Annotated in this window: 13 protein-coding genes; all 13 read right to left on the reverse strand. The window is 59.4% G+C overall.

The window, feature by feature from the left end; genetic code table 11:
• Positions 1-41 precede the first annotated feature (41 nt).
• The 13 genes from FHT76_RS13220 to FHT76_RS13280 all read right to left on the reverse strand — a co-directional run bounded on the left by FHT76_RS13220 (position 42) and on the right by FHT76_RS13280 (position 20149).
• On the reverse strand, positions 42-8561 hold the full coding sequence (locus FHT76_RS13220; RefSeq protein ID WP_183864371.1) for a GH36-type glycosyl hydrolase domain-containing protein: 8520 nt from the start codon (positions 8559-8561) through the stop codon (positions 42-44).
• A 360-nt stretch (positions 8562-8921) separates the two neighbouring features.
• Complete coding sequence (locus FHT76_RS13225; RefSeq protein WP_016556821.1) at positions 8922-9086, reverse strand: DUF1328 domain-containing protein; 165 nt, start codon at positions 9084-9086, stop codon at positions 8922-8924.
• A 318-nt stretch (positions 9087-9404) separates the two neighbouring features.
• Positions 9405-9569 (reverse strand): hypothetical protein, encoded by a 165-nt coding sequence (locus FHT76_RS13230; protein ID WP_016556820.1) that lies wholly within the window; start codon positions 9567-9569, stop codon positions 9405-9407.
• A gap of 124 nt (positions 9570-9693) precedes the next feature.
• A complete protein-coding gene (locus tag FHT76_RS13235) occupies positions 9694-9888 on the reverse strand; it encodes a hypothetical protein (RefSeq protein WP_183754942.1) in 195 nt (64 codons plus the stop codon).
• 160 nt (positions 9889-10048) lie between these two features.
• Positions 10049-10798 (reverse strand): ABC transporter ATP-binding protein, encoded by a 750-nt coding sequence (locus tag FHT76_RS13240; RefSeq protein WP_183864370.1) that lies wholly within the window; start codon positions 10796-10798, stop codon positions 10049-10051.
• Positions 10795-11628 carry an ABC transporter ATP-binding protein gene (locus tag FHT76_RS13245; protein ID WP_259126945.1) on the reverse strand — a complete coding sequence of 278 codons (834 nt, stop codon included), beginning with the start codon at positions 11626-11628 and terminating at the stop codon, positions 10795-10797. Before FHT76_RS13245 ends, FHT76_RS13240 begins: the two co-directional genes overlap by 4 nt.
• Positions 11625-12560 carry an ABC transporter permease gene (locus FHT76_RS13250; protein WP_183754948.1) on the reverse strand — a complete coding sequence of 312 codons (936 nt, stop codon included), beginning with the start codon at positions 12558-12560 and terminating at the stop codon, positions 11625-11627. The genes FHT76_RS13245 and FHT76_RS13250 overlap by 4 nt, the downstream gene beginning before the upstream one ends.
• Entirely contained in the window at positions 12557-13624 is a 1068-nt protein-coding gene (locus FHT76_RS13255; RefSeq protein WP_183754949.1) for an ABC transporter permease, read from the reverse strand. The genes FHT76_RS13250 and FHT76_RS13255 overlap by 4 nt, the downstream gene beginning before the upstream one ends.
• A gap of 17 nt (positions 13625-13641) precedes the next feature.
• Entirely contained in the window at positions 13642-15285 is a 1644-nt protein-coding gene (locus FHT76_RS13260; RefSeq protein WP_183864368.1) for an ABC transporter substrate-binding protein, read from the reverse strand.
• A 47-nt stretch (positions 15286-15332) separates the two neighbouring features.
• The gene (locus FHT76_RS13265; RefSeq protein ID WP_183864367.1) at positions 15333-16391 is read right to left on the reverse strand and encodes a dipeptidase; all 1059 of its coding nucleotides are present in this window, start codon (positions 16389-16391) and stop codon (positions 15333-15335) included.
• Between the two features lie 158 nt (positions 16392-16549).
• Complete coding sequence (locus tag FHT76_RS13270; RefSeq protein ID WP_016556812.1) at positions 16550-17575, reverse strand: ABC transporter permease; 1026 nt, start codon at positions 17573-17575, stop codon at positions 16550-16552.
• Positions 17576-17608: 33 nt separating this feature from the next.
• A complete protein-coding gene (locus FHT76_RS13275; protein ID WP_183864366.1) occupies positions 17609-19150 on the reverse strand; it encodes a sugar ABC transporter ATP-binding protein in 1542 nt (513 codons plus the stop codon).
• A gap of 69 nt (positions 19151-19219) precedes the next feature.
• Entirely contained in the window at positions 19220-20149 is a 930-nt protein-coding gene (locus FHT76_RS13280; RefSeq protein WP_183754957.1) for a sugar ABC transporter substrate-binding protein, read from the reverse strand.
• Between the last annotated feature and the right edge of the window lie 126 nt (positions 20150-20275).

The following is a 20275-nucleotide window of genomic DNA, read 5'->3' on the forward strand; positions in this document are numbered from 1 at the left end:
GCCGCAACGAATCGCCGGATGATTAGCGTGGAAGAATGCTGTTATCCGACCGGATATCCCTCACCGGGATCGGTGACTTCGCGTCCGTTGATGGTCACATCGTAGCCCCTTGGTTGGGACGATTTTGAGACCGAAATGAGATATTTAGCACCTAAATGTTCGATCTCCGCAGAGAAGCCATCCCAAGTGCTCGGCAAGGCCGGACGCACATGCAAGCGGCTGTCCTTTATCCGGATACCGAGGATCCCCTCGGTCACCGCACGGTAGAGCCAGCCTGCGGAGCCGGTATACCATGTCCAGCCGCCGCGTCCTGTGAGGGAGCCTTCGCCGTAGACGTCAGCGGCAATGATGTAAGGTTCGACGCGGTAGCGTTCTGCCGAGGCCGGATCCCGCGCATGGCTGATCGGATTGAGGAGTTCAAAGCAACGCAAGGCCTCATCGCCGCGGCCAAGCTCGGCCAGAGCCATCACCACCCAGGTCGCGGCATGGGTGTATTGGCCGCCGTTTTCACGAACACCTGGCGGATAGGCTTTGATATAGCCGGGGTCCTTAGCCGAGTTAGCAAAGGGCGGGGTGAAGAGCCGGATGATCCGCGCTTCAGGATCGACCAGCTTGTCCAGCACTGAGTTCATTGCCTTTGCTGCGTGCGCCGGATCTCCCTCCCCGGAGAGCACGCTCCAGGATTGGGCAATCGAATCGATCTGGCACTCCAGGCTCTCCTTTGAGCCAAGGAGGCTGCCGTCGTCAAAGGTACCACGCCGGTAATAGCTGCCATCCCAGGCAACGGTTTCAAGCGCAGCCTTGAGCTCGGTGAGGTGCCTTGTCCACCGCTCGACACGTGCCGTGTCGCCGCGCTCTTGGGCATAGGCAGTGAAGGAGCGCAGCGCGCCGGCCAGGAACCAGCCGAGCCAGACACTCGTACCCTGTCCGCCGATGCCGACGCGGTTCATGCCGTCGTTCCAGTCCCCGCCGAGGAACAGCGGCAGACCGTTCTTGCCCTTCCGGGCGATGGCAAGATCAAGCGCGATGGCGGCATGTTCGTAAACGCTGACGGTGTCGTCGGACACCTCAGGCAAATAGAACGAGTCATGCTGGCCCTCGAGAAGTGCCGGACCTTCCAGGAAGGCGAGCTGTTCGTCGAGGACGCTCTTGTCGCCCGTAACGCTGCAGTAGTGGTGAATCGCATAGGCGAGCCAGACAACGTCGTCCGAAATGAGCGTTCGGACGCCTGCGCCGGTACCGGGCAGCCACCAGTGCTGCACATCTCCCTCGCGGAATTGTCGCGAGGCGGCGTTCAGGATCTGCTTCCGGGCGATCGACGGCTCGTGCACAATGAAAGCCAGCGTATCCTGGAGCTGATCGCGGAAACCAAAGGCACCGCTGGCCTGATAGAAGGCCGTGCGCGCCATGATGCGGCAACCGAGGCTCTGGTAAGGTAACCAGGTGTTGATCAGGTTGTTCATGCTCTGATCAGGCGTGGAAACCTGCAGCTTTCCAGTGAAATGCTGCCAGAAGCCGCGATTTGCCTGGACTACGTCGTCGAAGGCGACCTTGCGGATATCGTTGATTACCGCGCTCGCCTCGGCCCTCGTCTTGGTTTCGCCGAGGAAGAAGCAGACATCCCGCTCCTCGCCCGGCGCGATCTCGATATCGATCGCTAGCACCGCTGCCGGATCGCCGTCGAGCTCGGTGGCGCCGGAAAGGAGGGCGGCAGAGCTCACAGCGTGCGGTGCCTGGATCGTGCCTGTCTTGCCGATGAATTCCCGACGGCTGGCGGTAAAGCTCGACGGCTTTTCGCTCGCCACAAAGAAGGCGGTGCGACCGGAGTAGTCGATGCTGTAGTTGTTGCTGGCAAACAGCGCACCCGTCTCCGCGTCGTGCTCCGAGAGGATGAACGGCGCCGACTTTTGTGCATTGTTGCCGAGAATCCACTCGACATAGCCGTAGAGCCGCAGCTTCCTCGGCTTGGTGCCAGTGTTGCGTAGCCGGATTCTCTGAAGCTTGACCGGTTTTTCCCGATCGACGGTTTGCGTGACCTCAAGCGCGATTTCATTCTGGACGCTCGAGAATACGGAATAGCCCAGGCCATGCCGTGCTTCGAAGCGAATATCCTGCCGTTCCGAGAGGCTCGCAAACGGTGTCAAAACCGCTCCACTCTCGCGATCGACAACGTAGATCGCCTCACCCGGCCGGTTTATGACCGCGTCATTCGACCACGACGTCAGCTGATAATCGCGCGAGTTTACACTCCACGTGAACCCTGCGCCTTCTGCAGATACATGGAAGCCGAATTTTTCATTCGAGATCACATTGATCCAAGGCTGAGGCGTCGCGTGGCCACCGGGAAGACGCACGACATACTCGCGACCATCGACAGCGAAGCCGCCGATGCCGTTCCAGAAATTGAGATCGCCTTGCTCCTCGATTACGACCTTTGACGGACGTGGGGCGGGCGTCGGCGCAGCCCGCTTGACGGGCGCCTTTGCCCGATCGGCACGCTCCAGTTCCTGCTGTTCTTCCTTGGACGGAGCAAACAACGCGACGGCACGGTTGATCTGGTCAAGAATCTTGCCGTTCTTGGCGTGGAAGGTGACACGCGAGGCGGAGATGAGGGCGTGATACGTCGCTTCTTCCATCAAGTCCTTGCGCACCGTGAAGATATGCTGACGCAAACCATCGGCCTGGCCCATGCGGCGGACGTTTTCGGCCATCTGGTCGACGGCATGCTGCATGTCCTGGGCATAAGACGATGCACGTTCGTTCATGATGACCAGATCGGCAGTGACGCCGCGCGAGCGTAGGTATTCTTGCGCAAGCAGGGCTTCCCTGACGACGTCGAGGTCCATGTCGTCGGTGACGCGCAGCGTGAAGATCGGGAAGTCGCCCGAAATCGCGAGCGGCCAAAGCGATGACTGCGATTGCATGCCGGCTGCGACTGCGGCGGCATCGGCGCGCAGGTGCATGTCCGGATATACAAGGTGACGGCCAAGATGCTGAAAGGCCGCGGCCTGCTGCGATGTCACGCCGACATGGCGCATCTGCACCTGCGTGCGGGTCCATGCCTGGACCAGTTCGTGGTTGAAGGCGTCAGCATGCCGATAGCGATTGACTGCCTGGTCAACCTCGTTGCGGCTCGGCGCAGCAATGGTCCAGAAGATAACGCTGACCTTCTTGCCGGGGGGCACACGGACCGTACGGCGAAGCGAGAGAACCGGATCGAGGGTGAAGCCATCCGTGCCGGAAAGGGTCGCACCCGGGTCGAAGGCGGCAGCATTCGCGAGGCTGCGACCGCGGCCGAGGAACTTGCGGCGGTCCGTTTCGAACTCAGTCTCGCGCGTCGAGCCGGAGGTGTCGACGATAAGGTGAGCAACGGCCATGTTCGGCTCGTTCGGATCGCGCTTGTTGCGCTCGACGCGGATAACGTCACCGCGCTTTCCGACCTCCGTCTTGACGAACATGCGCGCGAATGCCGGATGGGCGTTGTCGACGTCGTCCGTCGCGAGAACGGGCTCGAGATAGGAGGTCACTTCGATAAATCGATCCTCCGTCCCGGAATTGACAAGGGTCAGGCGCCGCGCTTCGGCGTCATGCTCGGTGGCGACAATGCATTCGACTTCGCTCGTGATGTCGCCGACCGTCTTGGTGAACTCCGCCTTTTCGTCGGCGAAGAGAACCTTGACCTCTTCGCCTTCGACACTCTTCGGCTCCGTGGTTGCCGACCACCATTCGTTGGTCGCCGTATCGCGAAGGAAGAGGAAGGTGCCCCAGCGATCCTCGGTCGGATCAGCTTTCCAACGGGCGACCGATTGGCCGTTCCACCGCGAATAGCCGGCGCCTGTCGCGGTCAGCATCAACGAGTAGTGGCCGTTCGAGAGGAAGACCAGCTCGCGATCACGCGACGCGGGATCATAGATTTTGCGTAGTTCAGGGCGCAACAGATCGTCCTGAATGCTAGCGGGGGTGTCGGATTCGTGTTTGCCGCTCATGACCGGAATATCCCGCGGTGCCTTCTCTTGGAGAAGGAGCTCGGCAGCTTCGATCACTGGATCCGAGTGGAAGAGTTCGCGCAGGTGACCATTGAAGGCGACGTTCGCGACTGCAGCGATCGACATGCCATGGTGGTGAGCATAGTAGTTATAGACGACCGCGCAAGTCTTGCCTTCCGGCACGCGGGTCGGCGTAAAGTCGACGGCGTCGTGGTAGCCGAACTTGCCGAGCGCGCCGAGCTTGCGCAGGCGCTGTAGGTTTTCAAGCGCCGCGTCAGGGTCGTACTGGCTGGCAAGGATCGAAGCATACGGCGCGATGACCGCGTTGTGGCCGAGGCCGCGCTTCAGACCGAGCGATGGGACGCCGAAATTCGTGTACTGGTAGTTGAGGTTATGGTCGCGCGCATTGAAGGCCGCTTCCGAAATACCCCACGGGATGCCCAGCTTGCGGGCATGATTCATCTGCTCCACAACAACGAGATTATTGGTCTGGTTGAGGATGCCTCCGCCACGCTCCTGCATGACGAGCGGGGGCATGAGGTATTCGAACATCGAACCGGACCAGGAGACAAGCGCGCCGCGCGAGCCAACCGGAACGACCTGGCGGCCGAGACGGTACCAATGCTCCGTGGGCAGATCGCCCTTCGCGATGCCGAACAAGCTGGTGAGGCGGCATTCCGACGCCAGCAGGTCGTAGCAGGCCTGATCCAGCTCGGCGCTTTCGACGCGATAGCCGATCGAAAGCAGGCGACGCTCAGGTCGGAACAAGAAGCCGAAGTCCATCGAGAAGGCGAGGTCGCGGGCCTTGTCGCGCAGCGCAATCAGGCGAGGCCGTAGCGCGTCGATGTTGGACAGATCGAAGGTGCTGTCGGAGATATGGGCTTCGCAGACCTTAACCAGCGATTCCGCCCAGCGCGTGACTTCCGCGCTCAACGGGGACTTCACCTCATGGTCGAGGTTAGCGGCAAGTTTCTGAATGTCGCGCGCCAGGACGGCGAGGTTGATGATGCGGATCGATGCGAATTCATGTTCGCGTTTGACCGCGGCTAGCGCATTCTGGAAGCCGATGATGCGTTCCTCGAGGCGGCGGCGCAGCGGACGAACTGTCTTGCGATCATCCGGCAGCTCCGACAGCCCCTCGGCAAGAATACCCGCCGTATCGCCGACGCCGTCGAGGTTGCCCTGCATGTGGGCCGACGGCGCTTCTGCCCAGTCGCGGCAGGCGGACGAAATCGCGATCAAGTGGCCGGCAAGGTTGCCGCTGTCCACCGCTGAAACGTAACGCGGTCCGAGCGTCTGGAGCGTATCGGTGTGATACCAGTTGAAGAGATGGCCGCGGAATTTTTCCATCTTGTCGATCGTTGCGATGGTCTGCTCAAGCCGTTCGATCGTTTCTTCGAAGGAGAACCATCCGAATTGGCGGCCGGATACAACGGACAGCAGGTAGACGCCGATGTTCGTCGGAGACGTGCGTGTGGCCACAATCACATGCGGCGTTTCCTGGACGTTGTCCGGGGGCAAATAATTCTGCTCGGCGGTCGTAAACGTCTCGAAATACCGCCAAGTGCGGCGGGCGATCTTGCGAAGCTCGGTGGAGACAGATTCCGCAACTTCAAGTCGGTCTTCGGTCTCGGCCGACTGGCTGACATAGTAGGCGACCAACGGCGAGAGGATCCACAGGCAAGCGAAAGGGACGCCGACGAGATATGCATTGTCACCGGAGAGCGCCGCGAAGCCGAGCGCAAACAAGGCCAATACTGGTGCGTGCCACATGGCCCGGTAGTAAGACAGGATCGTTCCCTGCTTGCCCGCTTGGACGCTCGCCGCCGTGCGCCACTGCAGCATCAGCCTGTGGCTGAAAAACAGGCGATAGAGCGAGCGGCCGATAGCGTCGGCCATCATGCATGCGGAATCGGCGATGAAGATGATCCGCAAGGCGACTTGGGCATTGGCCGCACGAATGTCGGACCAAACGGTATAAAGGTGAGCGCTTGCGACCACATCGCTGCTGCGCGGAATGATGCCGTGAATAAGCGACAGGGTCGGGGCGACAAAGAGGCAGAAAATCAAGAGAATCTGCCACACGAGCGCGCCAAGCGGGCTCATGAAGTACCAGCCGAGCACGGAGGCGAAAAACCAGGCGATGGGCGTCAGCGAGCGGCGTAAATTGTCAAACATCTTCCAACGGCCGAGCCCGGTCACACCATGCTTCGGGTTGAACATATACGGCAGCAGCTGCCAGTCGCCACGCGCCCAGCGATGCTGACGCGAGGTTTCGACTTCATAGCGGATCGGGAAATCTTCAACCAGTTCCAGGTCGGTGACGAGCGCGCAGCGCGCCATCGAGCCTTCGAGGAGGTCGTGGCTGAGCACCGAGTTTTCGTCAATTCGCCCTTTCAGAGATGCCTCGAAGGCATCCACCTGGTAGAGCCCCTTGCCGGTGAAGGTGCCCTCGCCCGCAAGGTCCTGATAGACGTCGGACACGGTGAAGACGTAGGGATCAAGGCCGCGGTTGATCGAGAAGACGCGTTGGAAGACCGACGCGTCCTTGCCTGTCGTCAGCGACGGGGTGACACGTGGCTGCAGCACGCCATAGCCGCTTTCGACCCGCCCTGTAGCCTGATTGATGACGGGACGGTTGATCGGATGGTAGAGCTTGCCGGCGAGCTTCGTGACCGTGTCACGCATAAGGCGCGTGTCGGCATCGAGCGTCATCACGTACTGAATGTTTGCCGGCACGACATTGGCGCCCGGAAGGTAGGTCGTATCGCGATCACCGCGAAGCAGAAGGTTCAGTTCGTGCAGCTTGCCACGTTTGCGCTCCCAGCCCATCCAAGCGCCCTCGGACGGATTGTAGAGCCTGCGGCGATGCAAGAGGTAAAAGCGCGTCTTGCCATCAAAGGCATAGCGCGCTGAGAGGTTCGCGACCTCGCGACGGGCATAGTCTAGAACTTCGAGGTCGGCCGGCGTTTCCTCGACCTGGCTGTCCGGCCAGTCGCTGAGCAGCGCGAAGTAGATCTCGCCGCGGGGGTTGGCGAGGTAGTGTACCTCGAGATTGCGGACCAGCTCGTCAACACTGTCACGGTTCGAGATCAAGCACGGAACGACCAGAAGCGTACGGGCCTCCTCGGGGATGCCCTCCTTGAATTCGTAACCGACCAGTCGAGCCGGCGTCACGAAAAACGACAGCACGGTGTTGAAGAGGCCGGTCGCACCTTCGGAGGCCGGAAGCGAGAACATGATCAGCAGGATCGCGATCTCAAGTGGACCCATGCCCGCATTGGCCATGAACCTCCCGACGATCGCCATCGCGATGATGGTCAGAAGGATCACGGGAACGGCGATTGAGAGCCAGTTAAACCGACGAACGGTTCGAACAAAATGCTGCGTCAGAGTCGGGCGATAGTTTGACCGCGCTTCCAGCTTGGGTCTTTGCACGCCGGTCAGGAAACCGCCGACATTTGGTTCACGCTGCTGCGGTTCGTCGGAGGCCTTGGCCTCCTCGGTCATATCGAGCGCCAGCTGGGCGATCTCCATTTCCGACAGCGGCGAGCGCTTGGCAAGCTTTTCGATCTGCTTGCGGTATTTGTTGCGAGAGCCTGAATCGAGATCGCCATAATCGGAATGATCCCAAAGCAGCTTGTCGACGTGGCTGACCTGCTCCACCCAGACGGACCATTCGGTGTCGTCGATCTCGCGAAGACTGCGAATGATGTTGCCCATCGTGACGTTGCCGGAGGACAGGCGGCTGTGCTCCGCCATTGTCGTTTCTTCGGTATCGCGCCCGAGTGCCTCAAGGCGTTCGTCGAGCCAGGCGATCGCCACGCTGGACGCCTGAGAGCCGTCACGCATGCGGTAGAGGAACTGCGTCGCGAAGGTGTTGTCTTCCGCAAGCGATTCCAGCGACCTGAGATATTCGGCAGCCTTCGTCGGGTCCGTCAGCCGCACGAGCTCATCCGCAGCCTCATTGGCGCGTCGGCGCATCCGGCGGCTGCGTTCGACACGGATAGAGATGCGGCGCAGGTTCTCCACGAGAACGTAGCGGACCAGTGACGGCAGCGCCCAAAGCTCACCGATCTTCAGTGTCTCGCTCTGCTGAAATCCATCGACGAGGGCTGTGAGGCTTTCCTGCGAGATTGTGCTGTGGGTGTGGGCCACATAGAGCCATGCAAGCGCGAGCGTGCGCGGCACTTGTACGCCGTTGACGTCAAGCGTCGGCAGCTCTCGGTAGAAGCGACGCGGGAAATCGCGACGCACTTCCTGGATTGCTTCCTCGACAATGTAGTGGTTGTCGAGCAGCCACTCCGCCGCCGGAGTGATGGTTTCACCGGATTCCACGTCTGTTGCCGTGGTGCGGTAGACCCGCAGGATCTCCTTTTCGTTCTCCTTGTGCCGCGCGAAAAAATCGAAGGGCGCAAAAGCCGGCAGCGAGTCTATGCCGCGGGCAGCGACAGAGGCGCCTATGGCCTTGATATCTTCGATGGAAAGGTAAGTTGAGCGGATCGAGTCGTTATGATCGATCTGCTTCGTTTCGGGCTCGCGGGACGGGTTCGGAGACGTGGCGGAAATGTTCATGGGTTCGGTTCTGGATCCAAACAAAATTATGATGATTTTGCGTTGCCTTTTGCACTGCCGAATATGACTGCCGCATGAACAGCACCGGGGTTTCTAGATCCCGGACAGCAAGATCGGAACGGTAATCAACCAACGATGCGAAACGGTTTAAACGCGGACCTGTGTGGGCGACGCGCGACACGGCTCCGTTGTGCCCTCCACCCTTTTGGAGCCATTCCGGGAAAGTTGGACACCATTGCGATAATTCAAGTCAAGATGTTTCAAAGGAGGCATTTCGGCCGCACGTGGGATCGCACCTACCGACAAAAGGAAACCGGCGCTTGGGCAAGCGCCGGCTTTCACTTTGTAGATAGGTTTTCGTCAGGTGCGTCGCATGAGGCGCATGACCACAGACACGACGAACAGAATCAGGAACAGGAAGAAAAGAACCTGAGCGATCGAGGCGGAAGCGCCGGCAATGCCGCCAAAGCCCAATACGCCGGCGATCAGCGCCACAACGAGAAATACGAGTGCATAATAAAGCATGGCGATCTCCTTGTCTTAGCTGATGGAGTTAACGGGAGGTCGCTCTATTGGTTCCGTCAAAGCTACAAGACCGCCCCAGCCAAAAGAAAAGGCGCGCCCGTGACGCGCCTTGCCATAACCGCTAATCGATCGCAATTTTAGAATGCGTGGAAGAGGTAGAGCAGAATAATTACCGGGATCGGAATGCCGATCAACCAGAGTAAAATGCCTTTCATCGTCATTCTCCCTTTTCACAATGTCTGTGCGGAGAGAATGAGCAGCTAAGCGGATAGTTCCGCAGCGGCAGCCTTCAAGTGCCACTACGATATATTCTCTGGCTTAGCCTACGACGCCAAAGACGAGAGCTGCGACGAAAACAAATGCCGCCGTGACAAGCGTTGCGTTAATAGCAAGTTGGATCTTGCTGCGGGTCGTGCCCGGCTTCTTGGTTTGGACGGAACCATACTGATTCACATGAGCATGCGAGATACCCAGGTCTGCCATGTGTTGCCTCCGTTTCTCCGTGTTCTTTTTTGTTAGAGCGTTTTCGTATTTTCTCTATCTGATAGGTAGAGATAAAATTCTGTCCTGCTAGGGGGTGTTAAAAAATCCGCCCCTTTGGGTGGAATTAGACAAGAATCCGCCAGGCCCAGAGCAAGGAGCGGTCATCTTCCACCGCTTGGCGCGGGCTTCCTTTGGGTTCCGGTTTTTCGAGGAGCCGCCGGTCTTTCTCCGCCGGAATCGAGGTCGAAGCTGCAGCTTTTCTATCGGTCTTGGCCGGTGGGTGCAGATATCCCATGGTCATGCCGCCGAGAAAAAACATGCTTGATCTCCATGATCACGAAAATTAACGGGCGTTAACGGGATCATGACAGAAGTAAGGCGGGTGTCAATAGTCTAGTTGAATGGTCGTGTTTTAGCGGATCGTTAAGGCTAAGGCTCGCCGAGCCCTAGCGAAAACAATTCGTTGAAAGGATTGCGTTTCACGCTTTGACGAAACCTTTGCTGGCCACCATCAAATTTCGCGTGTAGTCCTCGGACACGGCCGCCCCTGCCAGCTGTGCGGATGTTAATCGTTCGACGACGGATCCATTGCGCATCACAGCGAGGCGATCGCACATATGGGTAACCACGCCGAGATCATGGCTGACCATAACGAAGGTCAGCTTGCGATCCCGCCGCACCTGTTCGAGGAGGTTCAGAACCTCGGCCTGCACGGAAGCGTCAAGGGCTGAGGTCGGCTCATCAAGCAGGAGGATGGACGGCTCGACGATCAATGCCCGGGCAATCGCAACGCGTTGGCGTTGGCCACCGGAAAGCTGATGCGGGTAACGGAAGCGGAAACCGTTTCCAAGTCCAACCTCATCGAGAGCGCGGGCGATCCGCATGTCGCTGTCGCGGATGCCATGGATAGCCAGCGGCTCGAGCAGGAGGCGATCGATGGTCTGGCGCGGGTGCAGGGATCCGTATGGATCCTGGAAGACCATCTGCACCTGTCTGTAAAAGGTCTTGGATCGCTTGGCGCCGACGAGAGGATCGCCATGGATCTTTATGGAGCCACTTGCCACCGGCGCCAGGCCGGCAACGGCACGAAGCAGCGTCGATTTTCCCGATCCGGACTCGCCGACCAGACCGAATGACTCGCCGGACTCGATATCGACGCTGACGTCTCTCAGCGCGTGGAAGTGATCATAGATCACGCTCAGCTTGTCGACTGAAAGTGCAACGCTCATGCGGCCCACTCCGGCTTGCGATCCAGAACCGGCAACGGATGCCTGCTTTCGCCGATTTGGGGCATGCAGTTCAACAAGCCCTGCGTGTAGGGATGGCGCGCATTCTTGAGCTCGGACGCCTTGAGTTCCTCCACGACCTTGCCGGCATACATGACGATGACGCGGTCGCAGAAGGATGAGACCAGGCGCAGGTCGTGGGATACGAAGATCAGGCCCATGCCGCGTTCCGAGACGAGCCGGTCCATGATCCTGAGAACATCGAGCTGGACCGTGACATCCAATGCGGAGGTCGGTTCGTCGGCGATCAGTAGCTCCGGATCGGCGATCAGCATCATGGCGATCATGGCGCGCTGACCCATACCGCCCGAGACCTCGTGCGGATAGAGGTCGAAGACCCGCCCTGGATCACGGATCTGCACGGCCTCGAGCATTGCGAGAGCGCGATCGCGCGCCTCCGCCTTGCCGACGTTTTCGTGGGTCCTCAGCGTTTCGCAGATCTGTCGGCCGATCGACATGACGGGATCGAGCGAATATTTCGGATCCTGTAAGACCATCGCGATACGTTTGCCGCGCAGTTTCCGGCGCTGTTTGGCGGACGCGCTGAGAAGGTCGATGCCATTGAAATCGAGCTTGTCGGCCGAAACAATGGCGTGCTTTGGGGTCAGACCCATGATGGCGCGCCCCGTCTGGGACTTGCCTGAGCCGGATTCGCCGACGATCCCGAGGCGTTCCTTGCCAAGCGTGAACGAGACGCCTCGAACGGCTTCGATCACGCCCGTGCGCGTGGGATAGCTAACCTTGAGGTTTTGAACGGTGAGGAGGTCGGTCATTGGCCGCTCTCCTTCGGGTCGAGCGCGTCGCGCAGGCCGTCGCCGAGAAGGTTGAAGCCGAGGCTGACGATGAGGATCGCAAAACCTGGCATGGCTGCCACCCACCACTGGTCGAGGATGAAGCGCCGGCCAGAGGCGATCATCGCGCCCCATTCAGGAAGCGGCGGCTGCGCGCCGAGGCCGAGGAAGCCGAGACCAGCGGCCGTCAAGATGATGCCAGCCATGTCGAGCGTGACGCGCACGATGAGTGAGGAAAGGCAGAGCGGCATGACATGCCGGACCACAATCCGCAGCGGCGATGCGCCCATCAGCTTGACGGCGGAGATGTAGTCGGAGCGGCGGACGGTCAGCGTCTCCGCGCGCGCAATCCGAGCGTAGGGCGGCCAAGAGGTGATCGCAATCGCGATGATGGCGTTCTGGATCCCAGGTCCGAGTGCCGCAACGAAGGCGAGCGCCAGAACCAGCTTTGGGAAGGCCAGGAAGATATCGGTTATGCGCATCAGCGTCGCATCCACCCAGCCGCCGGCATAACCCGACACCGTCCCGACGATCAGACCGATTGGCGCCGAGATGGCGGCGACGAGAACAACGACTAGCAGGGTTAGGCGGGAGCCGTAGATCAGGCGTGAATAGATATCGCGGCCCTGGTCGTCGGTACCAAGCCAATAACCCTCAGCGCCGGGCGGAAGCAGCCGCGCATTCTTCAGGTCGCCAACGATGGGCGAATGCGTTGCTAGGAGGTTTGCAAAGGCAGCCACGAACAGCAGGGCAATGATGATCAGCAATCCGACGACGGCCAGACGGTTTGCGGTGAACTGACGCCATGTCACATAGGCTCGGCCCAATTGCGCCTGTTTGCGCGACTGTGGCCGATCGGAAAGCAGCCACTCGCGGCGGCTCATCGGCGCTGATTGATGTGCGGGAACCGTCATCGGCTTCGCGTCCTAGGGTCGAGTGTCCGATAAAGAAGATCGGACAGAAGATTGATGCCGATGAAAACCGTGCCGATGACGATGGTGCCACCGAGAACAGCGTTCATGTCGGCATTCTGAAGGGAATTGGTGATGTAGAGTCCGATGCCCGGCCATGAGAACACTGTCTCTGTCAATACCGAACCCTCGAGCAGACCGGCGTAGGAGAGCGCGATGACGGTGACGAGCGGCACTGCGGCGTTGCGCAACGCATGGCCCCAGATCACACGTGTTTCGGACAACCCCTTGGCGCGCGCGGCAACCACATATTCCTGGCTGAGTTCATTGAGCATGAAGCTGCGGGTCATGCGGCTGATGTAGGCAAGCGAGAAGTATCCGAGCAGCGAGGCCGGCAGAATGATGTGGCGGAAGACGTCATAGAAAACGTCCCACTGCCCCTGCATGGCGCTGTCGATTAGATAGAAGCCGGTCACGGGCGTAAAACTGTACTCGAAGACGATGTCGATGCGGCCCGGGAAGGCGACCCATCGCAATTGGGCGTAGAAAATCACCAGCGAGATCAGCGCAAGCCAGAAGATCGGGACGGAGTAACCGATCAGGCCAATCACACGGACAACCTGGTCGGCAATGCTGCCGCGCCGAACAGCAGCAAGCACGCCAAGCGGCACGCCGATGACCGATCCGATAATGGTCCCGAGCGTCGCAAGCTCGATCGTCGCGGGAAACACACGCCTGATGTCGACCATGACGGGATTGGTGGTCAGGACGGAGGTCCCGAAGTCGCCCGACAGGATGCTCTTCAGGTAAATATAGAACTGCTGGTAGAGCGGTAGGTCGAAACCAAGCTCGCGACGAACGCGCTCGACGACGTGCGTGGGCGCACGATCACCGAGGATGGCAAGGACGGGATCGATCGGTACGACGCGGCCGATGAAGAAGGTTACAGCCAGGAGGCCAAGATAAGTCGTGACGGCGGCGACAAGAAATCGCCCGACCGCCTTGGCAATGGGAACGGCACGGCCCCGTTTGGGCCGTGCCTCCATCTTTGTTTCAACGATGCTCACGGATCAATCCTGCCGGATCATTCCTTGCCGATCGGGCCGACATAGTTGGTGTCGAAGCTCGGGCCGAGCTTGAAGTCCTTCAGGCTCTTGCGGGCGCCTGCGACTTCGATCTGCTGGAAGATGACCACGAACGGGCTGTTTGCGAGAAACTTCTTCTGAACGTCCTCGTACATGGCGGCGCGCTTGGCGCCATCACGTTCCAGCAGGGCGGCCTTCGTTTCCTTGTCGAGTTCCGGCGCTTCCCAGGTGTTGCGCCAGGCGAGCGTCTTGACGGTACCGGCATCCGAGTTGTCCGGATTGCTGGTGAACGTATCGGCGTTCGAATTTGGGTCGAAATAGTCCGAACCCCACTGACCGATGTACATGTCGTGGGTGCGCGCGCGGAACTTCGTCAGGGTCTGCTTGCCGTCGCCGGGGATGATCTCCATCTTGACGCCGGCCTGGGCGAGCGACTGCTGCATGGATTCAGCAATACCGGTTACCGGCTGCGTATTGCGGACGTCCATCGTTACCGAGAAGCCGTCCTTCAGGCCGGCCTTCGCAAGCAGTTCCTTGGCCTTGGCGACGTCGAGCTTGTACGGGTTTTCATCGAGCGCGCCGAGCTGGCCCTTCGGCAGGAAGGTCTGGTGGATTTCGCCGATGCCCTTGATGAGCGTCGAGCCGATCGCATCGTAGTCGACGAGATACTTAAAGGCTTCCTGGACCTCAGGCTTCTTCAGGTTCTCGTTCTTGGAATTGAGGCTGACGTAGTAGACAGTGCCCTTCGGCGCGCTGACAGTCGTCAGGTCGGCATTCTTGACGACTGCATCGAGGTCACCGGGCTCTAGGTTGCGCGCGATATCGATATCACCGGCTTCGAGCGCCAGGCGCTGCGCCGAACTTTCCTTCATGAAGCGATAGATAACCCGGTTGAGTTTCGCCTTGTCGCCGTAATAGTTGTCGTTGCGCTCCATCACGACGACTTCATTGGCGCGCCATTCGCGGAGCTTGAAGGCGCCGGAGCCGGCATAGCCGGTCTTCAGCCACTCGTTGCCGAAATCGTTGTCGTACTTGTAGTCGGCGCTCGGCGTCACGGACTTGACGTGATCCACGACCAGCTTCTTGTCGACGACGGATGCCACAGTTGCCGTCAAGCAGTTCAGCACGAAGCTCGGCGCATAGGGCTTGTCGACGGTGAAGACGAACGTGCTTTCATCCGTTGCCTTCGCCTTCTCGGTGACGTTGTCGCCGTTGATGCCGAATTGGGTGATGATGAAGGCCGGGCTCTTGTCGAGTTTGACGGCCCGTTCGAACGACCACGCGACGTCTTCAGCCGTGATCGGGTTGCCGGACGCGAATTTCATGCCGGGCTTCAGCTTGAAGGTATAGGTCAGGCCATCGTCGGAAACCGTCCAGCTCTCAGCAAGGTCACCCTTTACCTTCGAAGTGTCGCTCATATCGAGACGGACGAGCAGGCTGTAGGTGTTGCTCGTGACCTCAGCCGTCGACAGCTCGAATGCTTCGCCCGGATCCATGGTGATGATGTCATCGATGGCGAAGCCTTCGACCAGCGTGTCCTTCGGCGTTTCTGCGAAGGCGACCGGCGCGGCTGCCATCATGATCGAGAGCGCTGCCCCCGCAGAGAGTGCGCGGAAGGTGCGGTTGAATTTGCTGACTATCATGGTTTTGTTCCCCTGTTTTCCATTTCAACACAAAGCAATCGGCAGGCTTAGGCGTCCTGTTCTCCCCACGCCGAAGCCAGAATTCTCAGCCAGTTCCCGCTGGCCAATTTTTCAAGATCTCGGGCACCATAGCCAACGCGCTGGAGGGCAGCAATGAGCTTCTGATTGCCTGCGGCATCCCCTATTTCTTCAGGAATTGTCGCGCCGTCAAAGTCCGAACCGAGCGCCACGCAGTCGATGCCGACGCGCTCGACCAGATAGTCGATATGGCGCACCATATCCCTCAGTGGCGTGTCACCGTCGGAGCGTCCGTCGCTGCGCAGCATCGCAGTCGCGTAGTTTACGCCGACGAGACCGCGGCTTTCTCTGATGGCGTCGAGTTGTTTGTCGGTGAGATTGCGGGCAACCGGTGTCAGTGCATGGGCGTTCGAATGGCTAGCAACGAGCGGCTGATCGGTCGTCTTTGCGACATCCCAAAAGCCTTTCTCGGTGATGTGCGCCAGATCGATCATGATCCCAAGCCTGTTGCATTCGCGCACGAGGGCAAAGCCCGCTTCGGTCAGGCCGGGGGCCGTGTCCGGCGACATCGGGAAAGCGAAAGGCACACCGTGGCCGAAGATATTGTGGCGGCTCCATACTGGGCCGAGTGATCGCAGGCCGGCGGCATGGAACACTTCGAGCGCTGCCAGGTCGGGGCCTATTGCCTCGCAGCCTTCCATGTGCATCACCGCGGCGAAGACGCCGTCGGCCATGGCTTTGCGGATGTCCTTTACCGTGCGGCAAAGACGCCAGGCGCCGGCGCGGTCGAGGCGAAGCGCGATTGCGGCCATCTCCGTCGCGATATTCAGCGACGAAAGCGGCTCGAGCGGCGCGGCAAGGGGAGTCACGTAATGACCGTTCTTGTCGGGATCGGCGAAGACGAGATCGCCGGAAGGAACGTAGATTGCACAAAGGCCACCGGCCAGACCGCCAGCCTTGGCGCGTGGAGCATCGATGTGGCCTAGATCAGTTCCGTTTGAAAATTCAGCGATTGGATCGCCGCCATCCCGTTCATGTGTCCAAAGCCGGAGAAGGACGTCGTTATGGCCGTCGAATACGAATTGCATCTGCGTTCCTGTGTGCCCGAGCGGGCGATATGAAGAGCGCAGAATAGAAAAGCTGGCGGAATACGCTACCCCTTTTTTCAGAATTTTTGCGGTTCGGTAGCAATGGTTAGCGGAAACGAAAAACGGGAGCCGAGGCTCCCGTTCCAGAGTCCTTTTCGTCAGTGCTTCGCGCGTTTCTTTTGCCGGTAAACGTCGATCACGACAGCGGCCACGATGATCAGCCCTTTGACGATCTCCTGGTAATACGCATCAACCCTGAGGAAGGTAAAGCCTGAGGTCATCACGCCGAGGATGATCGTGCCGATAACCGTGCCGGTGATCCGACCGACGCCACCTGTCAGAGACGTGCCCCCGATGACCGTCGCAGCAATCGCGTCCAATTCGTACATGACACCCATGCCTGCTTGCGCGGTTTGAGCGCGGGCTGCGGTGACCACGCCGGCAAGACCTGCCAAGAGACCAGCGATGGCGTAAACCTTGATGAGGTGCGCCTCGATATTGATACCGGAAACGCGCGCTGCCTGAAGATTGGCGCCGATTGCATAGGTGAATTTGCCGTAGCGGGTATAGCGCAGGGCGATATGGAAGATCAGCGCGACGACGAGGAAGACGATCACAGGCCAAATGCCGGTGCCGATGAAATTGAATTGATCGGTGAGCCCCGAAACCGGCTGGCCTTTGGTGTACCACTTCGAAATGCCGCGTGCAGAGACCATCATGCCGAGCGTCGCGATGAACGGTGGGATCTTGGTTCTTGCGATCAGCTGTCCGTTGATGAAACCGGCCGCCAGGCCAATCAGGAGACCTACGCCGATCGGAATGAAGAATGGTAGGTCGGTCAACGACGGATAAAGTGCCCGAGGCCACGTCGACGCCTGCGCGAAGCTCGCCGCGATCATCGCCGTCATGCCAACGACGGAGCCGGACGACAGGTCGATGCCTCCGGTGATGATGACCTGCGTCACGCCCACCGCGATGATGCCAATGACGGAGACCTGGAGGATCATGATCGTCAGGCGCTGCGAATTGAACAGGAAGCTCTGGCCGATAAAGATCCAGCCAAGAACTTCGTAGACAAGCGCAATCCCAATCAGAACGAGGAAAATACTGAGCTCCGGCGGAACGCGTCGTCTGCGCGCCCGCGTTGCGAGTGGGGCTGCCGCCTCAGCTGCGTTGGTATTCATGATATCCTCCCTTCGGTTCCCGGAGCCCGCGCGTCATTGCGCGGCAAGCTCCATCACCTTGATCTGCGTTGCTTCGTCGCGATTGAGAAAACCGGTTACGCGTCCTTCATGCATCACCATGATGCGGTCGCTCATGCCGAGCACTTCTGGCATTTCCGACGAGATCATGATTACTGCCACTCCATTCCTCGCCATCTCCGACACAAGACGATGGATCTCGGCCTTGGCGCCGACATCGATGCCACGTGTCGGCTCGTCGAGAATGAGGATCTTCGGATTGGTAAGCAGCCAGCGACCGATCAGAACCTTCTGCTGGTTGCCACCGGACAGATTCTCCACGCGCTCATCGAGGTTTGGCGTCTTGACGCGAAGCTTCTTGGCCATGTCTTCACAGGTTGCCTCGATCGAGCCCTCCTGCACGAAGCCACCCTTGACGAACTTGTCCTGGAGAACGGCGATCTGCATGTTCTCGAGAACGCTGAGGATCAGCAGACAGCCCGTTTCCTTGCGGTCCTCGGTCAGGAACGCCATGCGGTTCTGGATTGCGACGGTTGGCGATGCGATATCTGTCTTCTTGCCGAAGAGTTCGATGGTGCCCGATGTCGCCGGCGTTACGCCGAACAAGGTCTCGGCGACATTCGATCGACCGGATCCCACAAGTCCGGCAACGCCGAGGATCTCGCCGGATCGTACGTCAAAGGAGACGTCGCGGAAAACATCGTTCAGCGAGAGGTTCTTGACCGAAAGGACGACGTCGCCGATCGGCACCTCCTCCTTCGGGAACATTTGTGTGATCTCGCGACCGACCATCATGCGGATGATGTCGTCGCGGGTGACGTCTGTCGACGCATGGGTGCCGATGTAGCGCCCGTCGCGGAACACCGAAAACTCGTCGGCAATCTCGAACAGCTCGTTCATCTTGTGCGTGATGTAGACGATGCCGATGCCTTGAGCGCGAAGGTCGCGAATGATCCTGAAAAGATGCTCGACCTCACGCTCGGTCAGTGCCGATGTCGGCTCGTCCATAATCAGAACGTCGGAATTGTAGGAAACCGCCTTGGCAATTTCGACCATCTGCCTGTTGGCAACCGAAAGATCGCGAACCTGGATCTCCGGGTCGATATCGATATTCAGCCGTCGAAACAGCTCGTCCGTCTGGCGGAACATTGCTGCGTGATCAACAAAGCCGAACTTGTTCTTCGGCTCGCGCCGGATCCAGATGTTCTCGGCAACGGTCATGAAGGGCATCAGGTTCAGCTCCTGATGGATCATCGCGATGCCATTTTCCAGCGCATCGAGCGGTGATTTCAGCTGAATCTCGACGCCTTTGAGGCGTACTTCGCCCTTGTCTGGGATGTATATGCCAGCGAGGATTTTCATCAGGGTCGACTTGCCCGCGCCATTCTCGCCCATCAAGGCGTGCACGGTACCGCGCTTCAGCCGGAACTGAACGTCATCAAGCGCGATGACGCCGGGGAATTCCTTGCGTACGCCTTCGGCGCTCAGCAGGTATTCCGCATTCGGAACAACGCCGCTTTGACGCACTGCGGCCATGGTAGACGGGCTGACAACCATCTCATTTCCTCCCGGACACGGACTGAAGGAAGGGATGCGGACCATGCCCGCATCCCGATTCTCTGAACGTTAGTTCTTCGCGACGAAGTCCTTGACGTTCTCAGGCGTGACGAGTTGGAAAGGAATATAGACCTTCTTTTCCACCTTTTCGCCCTTAGCCAGCTTCAGAGCTGCATCGAGCGCACCCTTGCCCTGACCTGCTGCATCCTGGAAGACCGTCACGTCGAGGTCGCCTGCCTGCATGGCGGCGAGTGCGTCCTGGGTGGCGTCAACACCGCCGATGACGATCTTGCTGAGATCCTTACCGGCTGCCTTGAGTGCCTGGATGGCGCCGATTGCCATTTCGTCATTGTTCGAGATGACAGCATCGAACTCGAGACCGCTGGAAAGCCAGTTGGTCATAAGGTCGGAACCTTGGGTACGGGACCAGTTAGCCGTCTGCTCTTCAATGATCTGGATGCCCTTGCACTCATCGGTCGCCACGACATCGTGGACGTCCTTGGTACGCATGCGCGCAGCCTGGTTGGAGAGTTCACCCATCATTACAACGGCCTTGCCCTTGCCACCGAGCAGCCGGCAAACTTCCTTGGCTTCGAGGGTGCCGGACTCCTGCTCATTCGAAGCAACGAAAGCCTGCTTGTCCGGAAGAGCGTCAACGTTGACCGGCTCGCGGTTTACGTAGACGAGTGGAATGCCGGCTTCGGCTGCGATCTTCGACATCGCCGCCGTAGCGTCGGTATCAACCGGGTTGACGACGATCGCGTCGACCTTGGACGCAATGAAGTTCTGGATCTGGCTCTGCTGCTTGGCCACGTCGTTCTGCGCGTCTTCAACCTGCAGTGTCACGCCGTTCATGGTCTTGGCGTAGTCCTGCATGCCGTTGCGTAGAACGGTCAGGAAGTTGTCGTCGAAGAGCGCCATAGAGACGCCGACCGTTTCAGCGTGAGCGGCCGTCGACAGGACGAGCGCCATGGCAGTGCCCAGGATAAATTTCTTCATTTTCTTTCCTCCACAAAGCGGTGTCCGGCTGCACCCTCCTCACGCCGGAGCTCCGGGCCATGCCCGAAAGCCAGTATATGTTCGTTGGGCCATCTCCCGTTGGCAGTCCGTCAAGAAACGGAACAA

The organism is Rhizobium sp. BK176 (genome assembly GCF_024808055.1).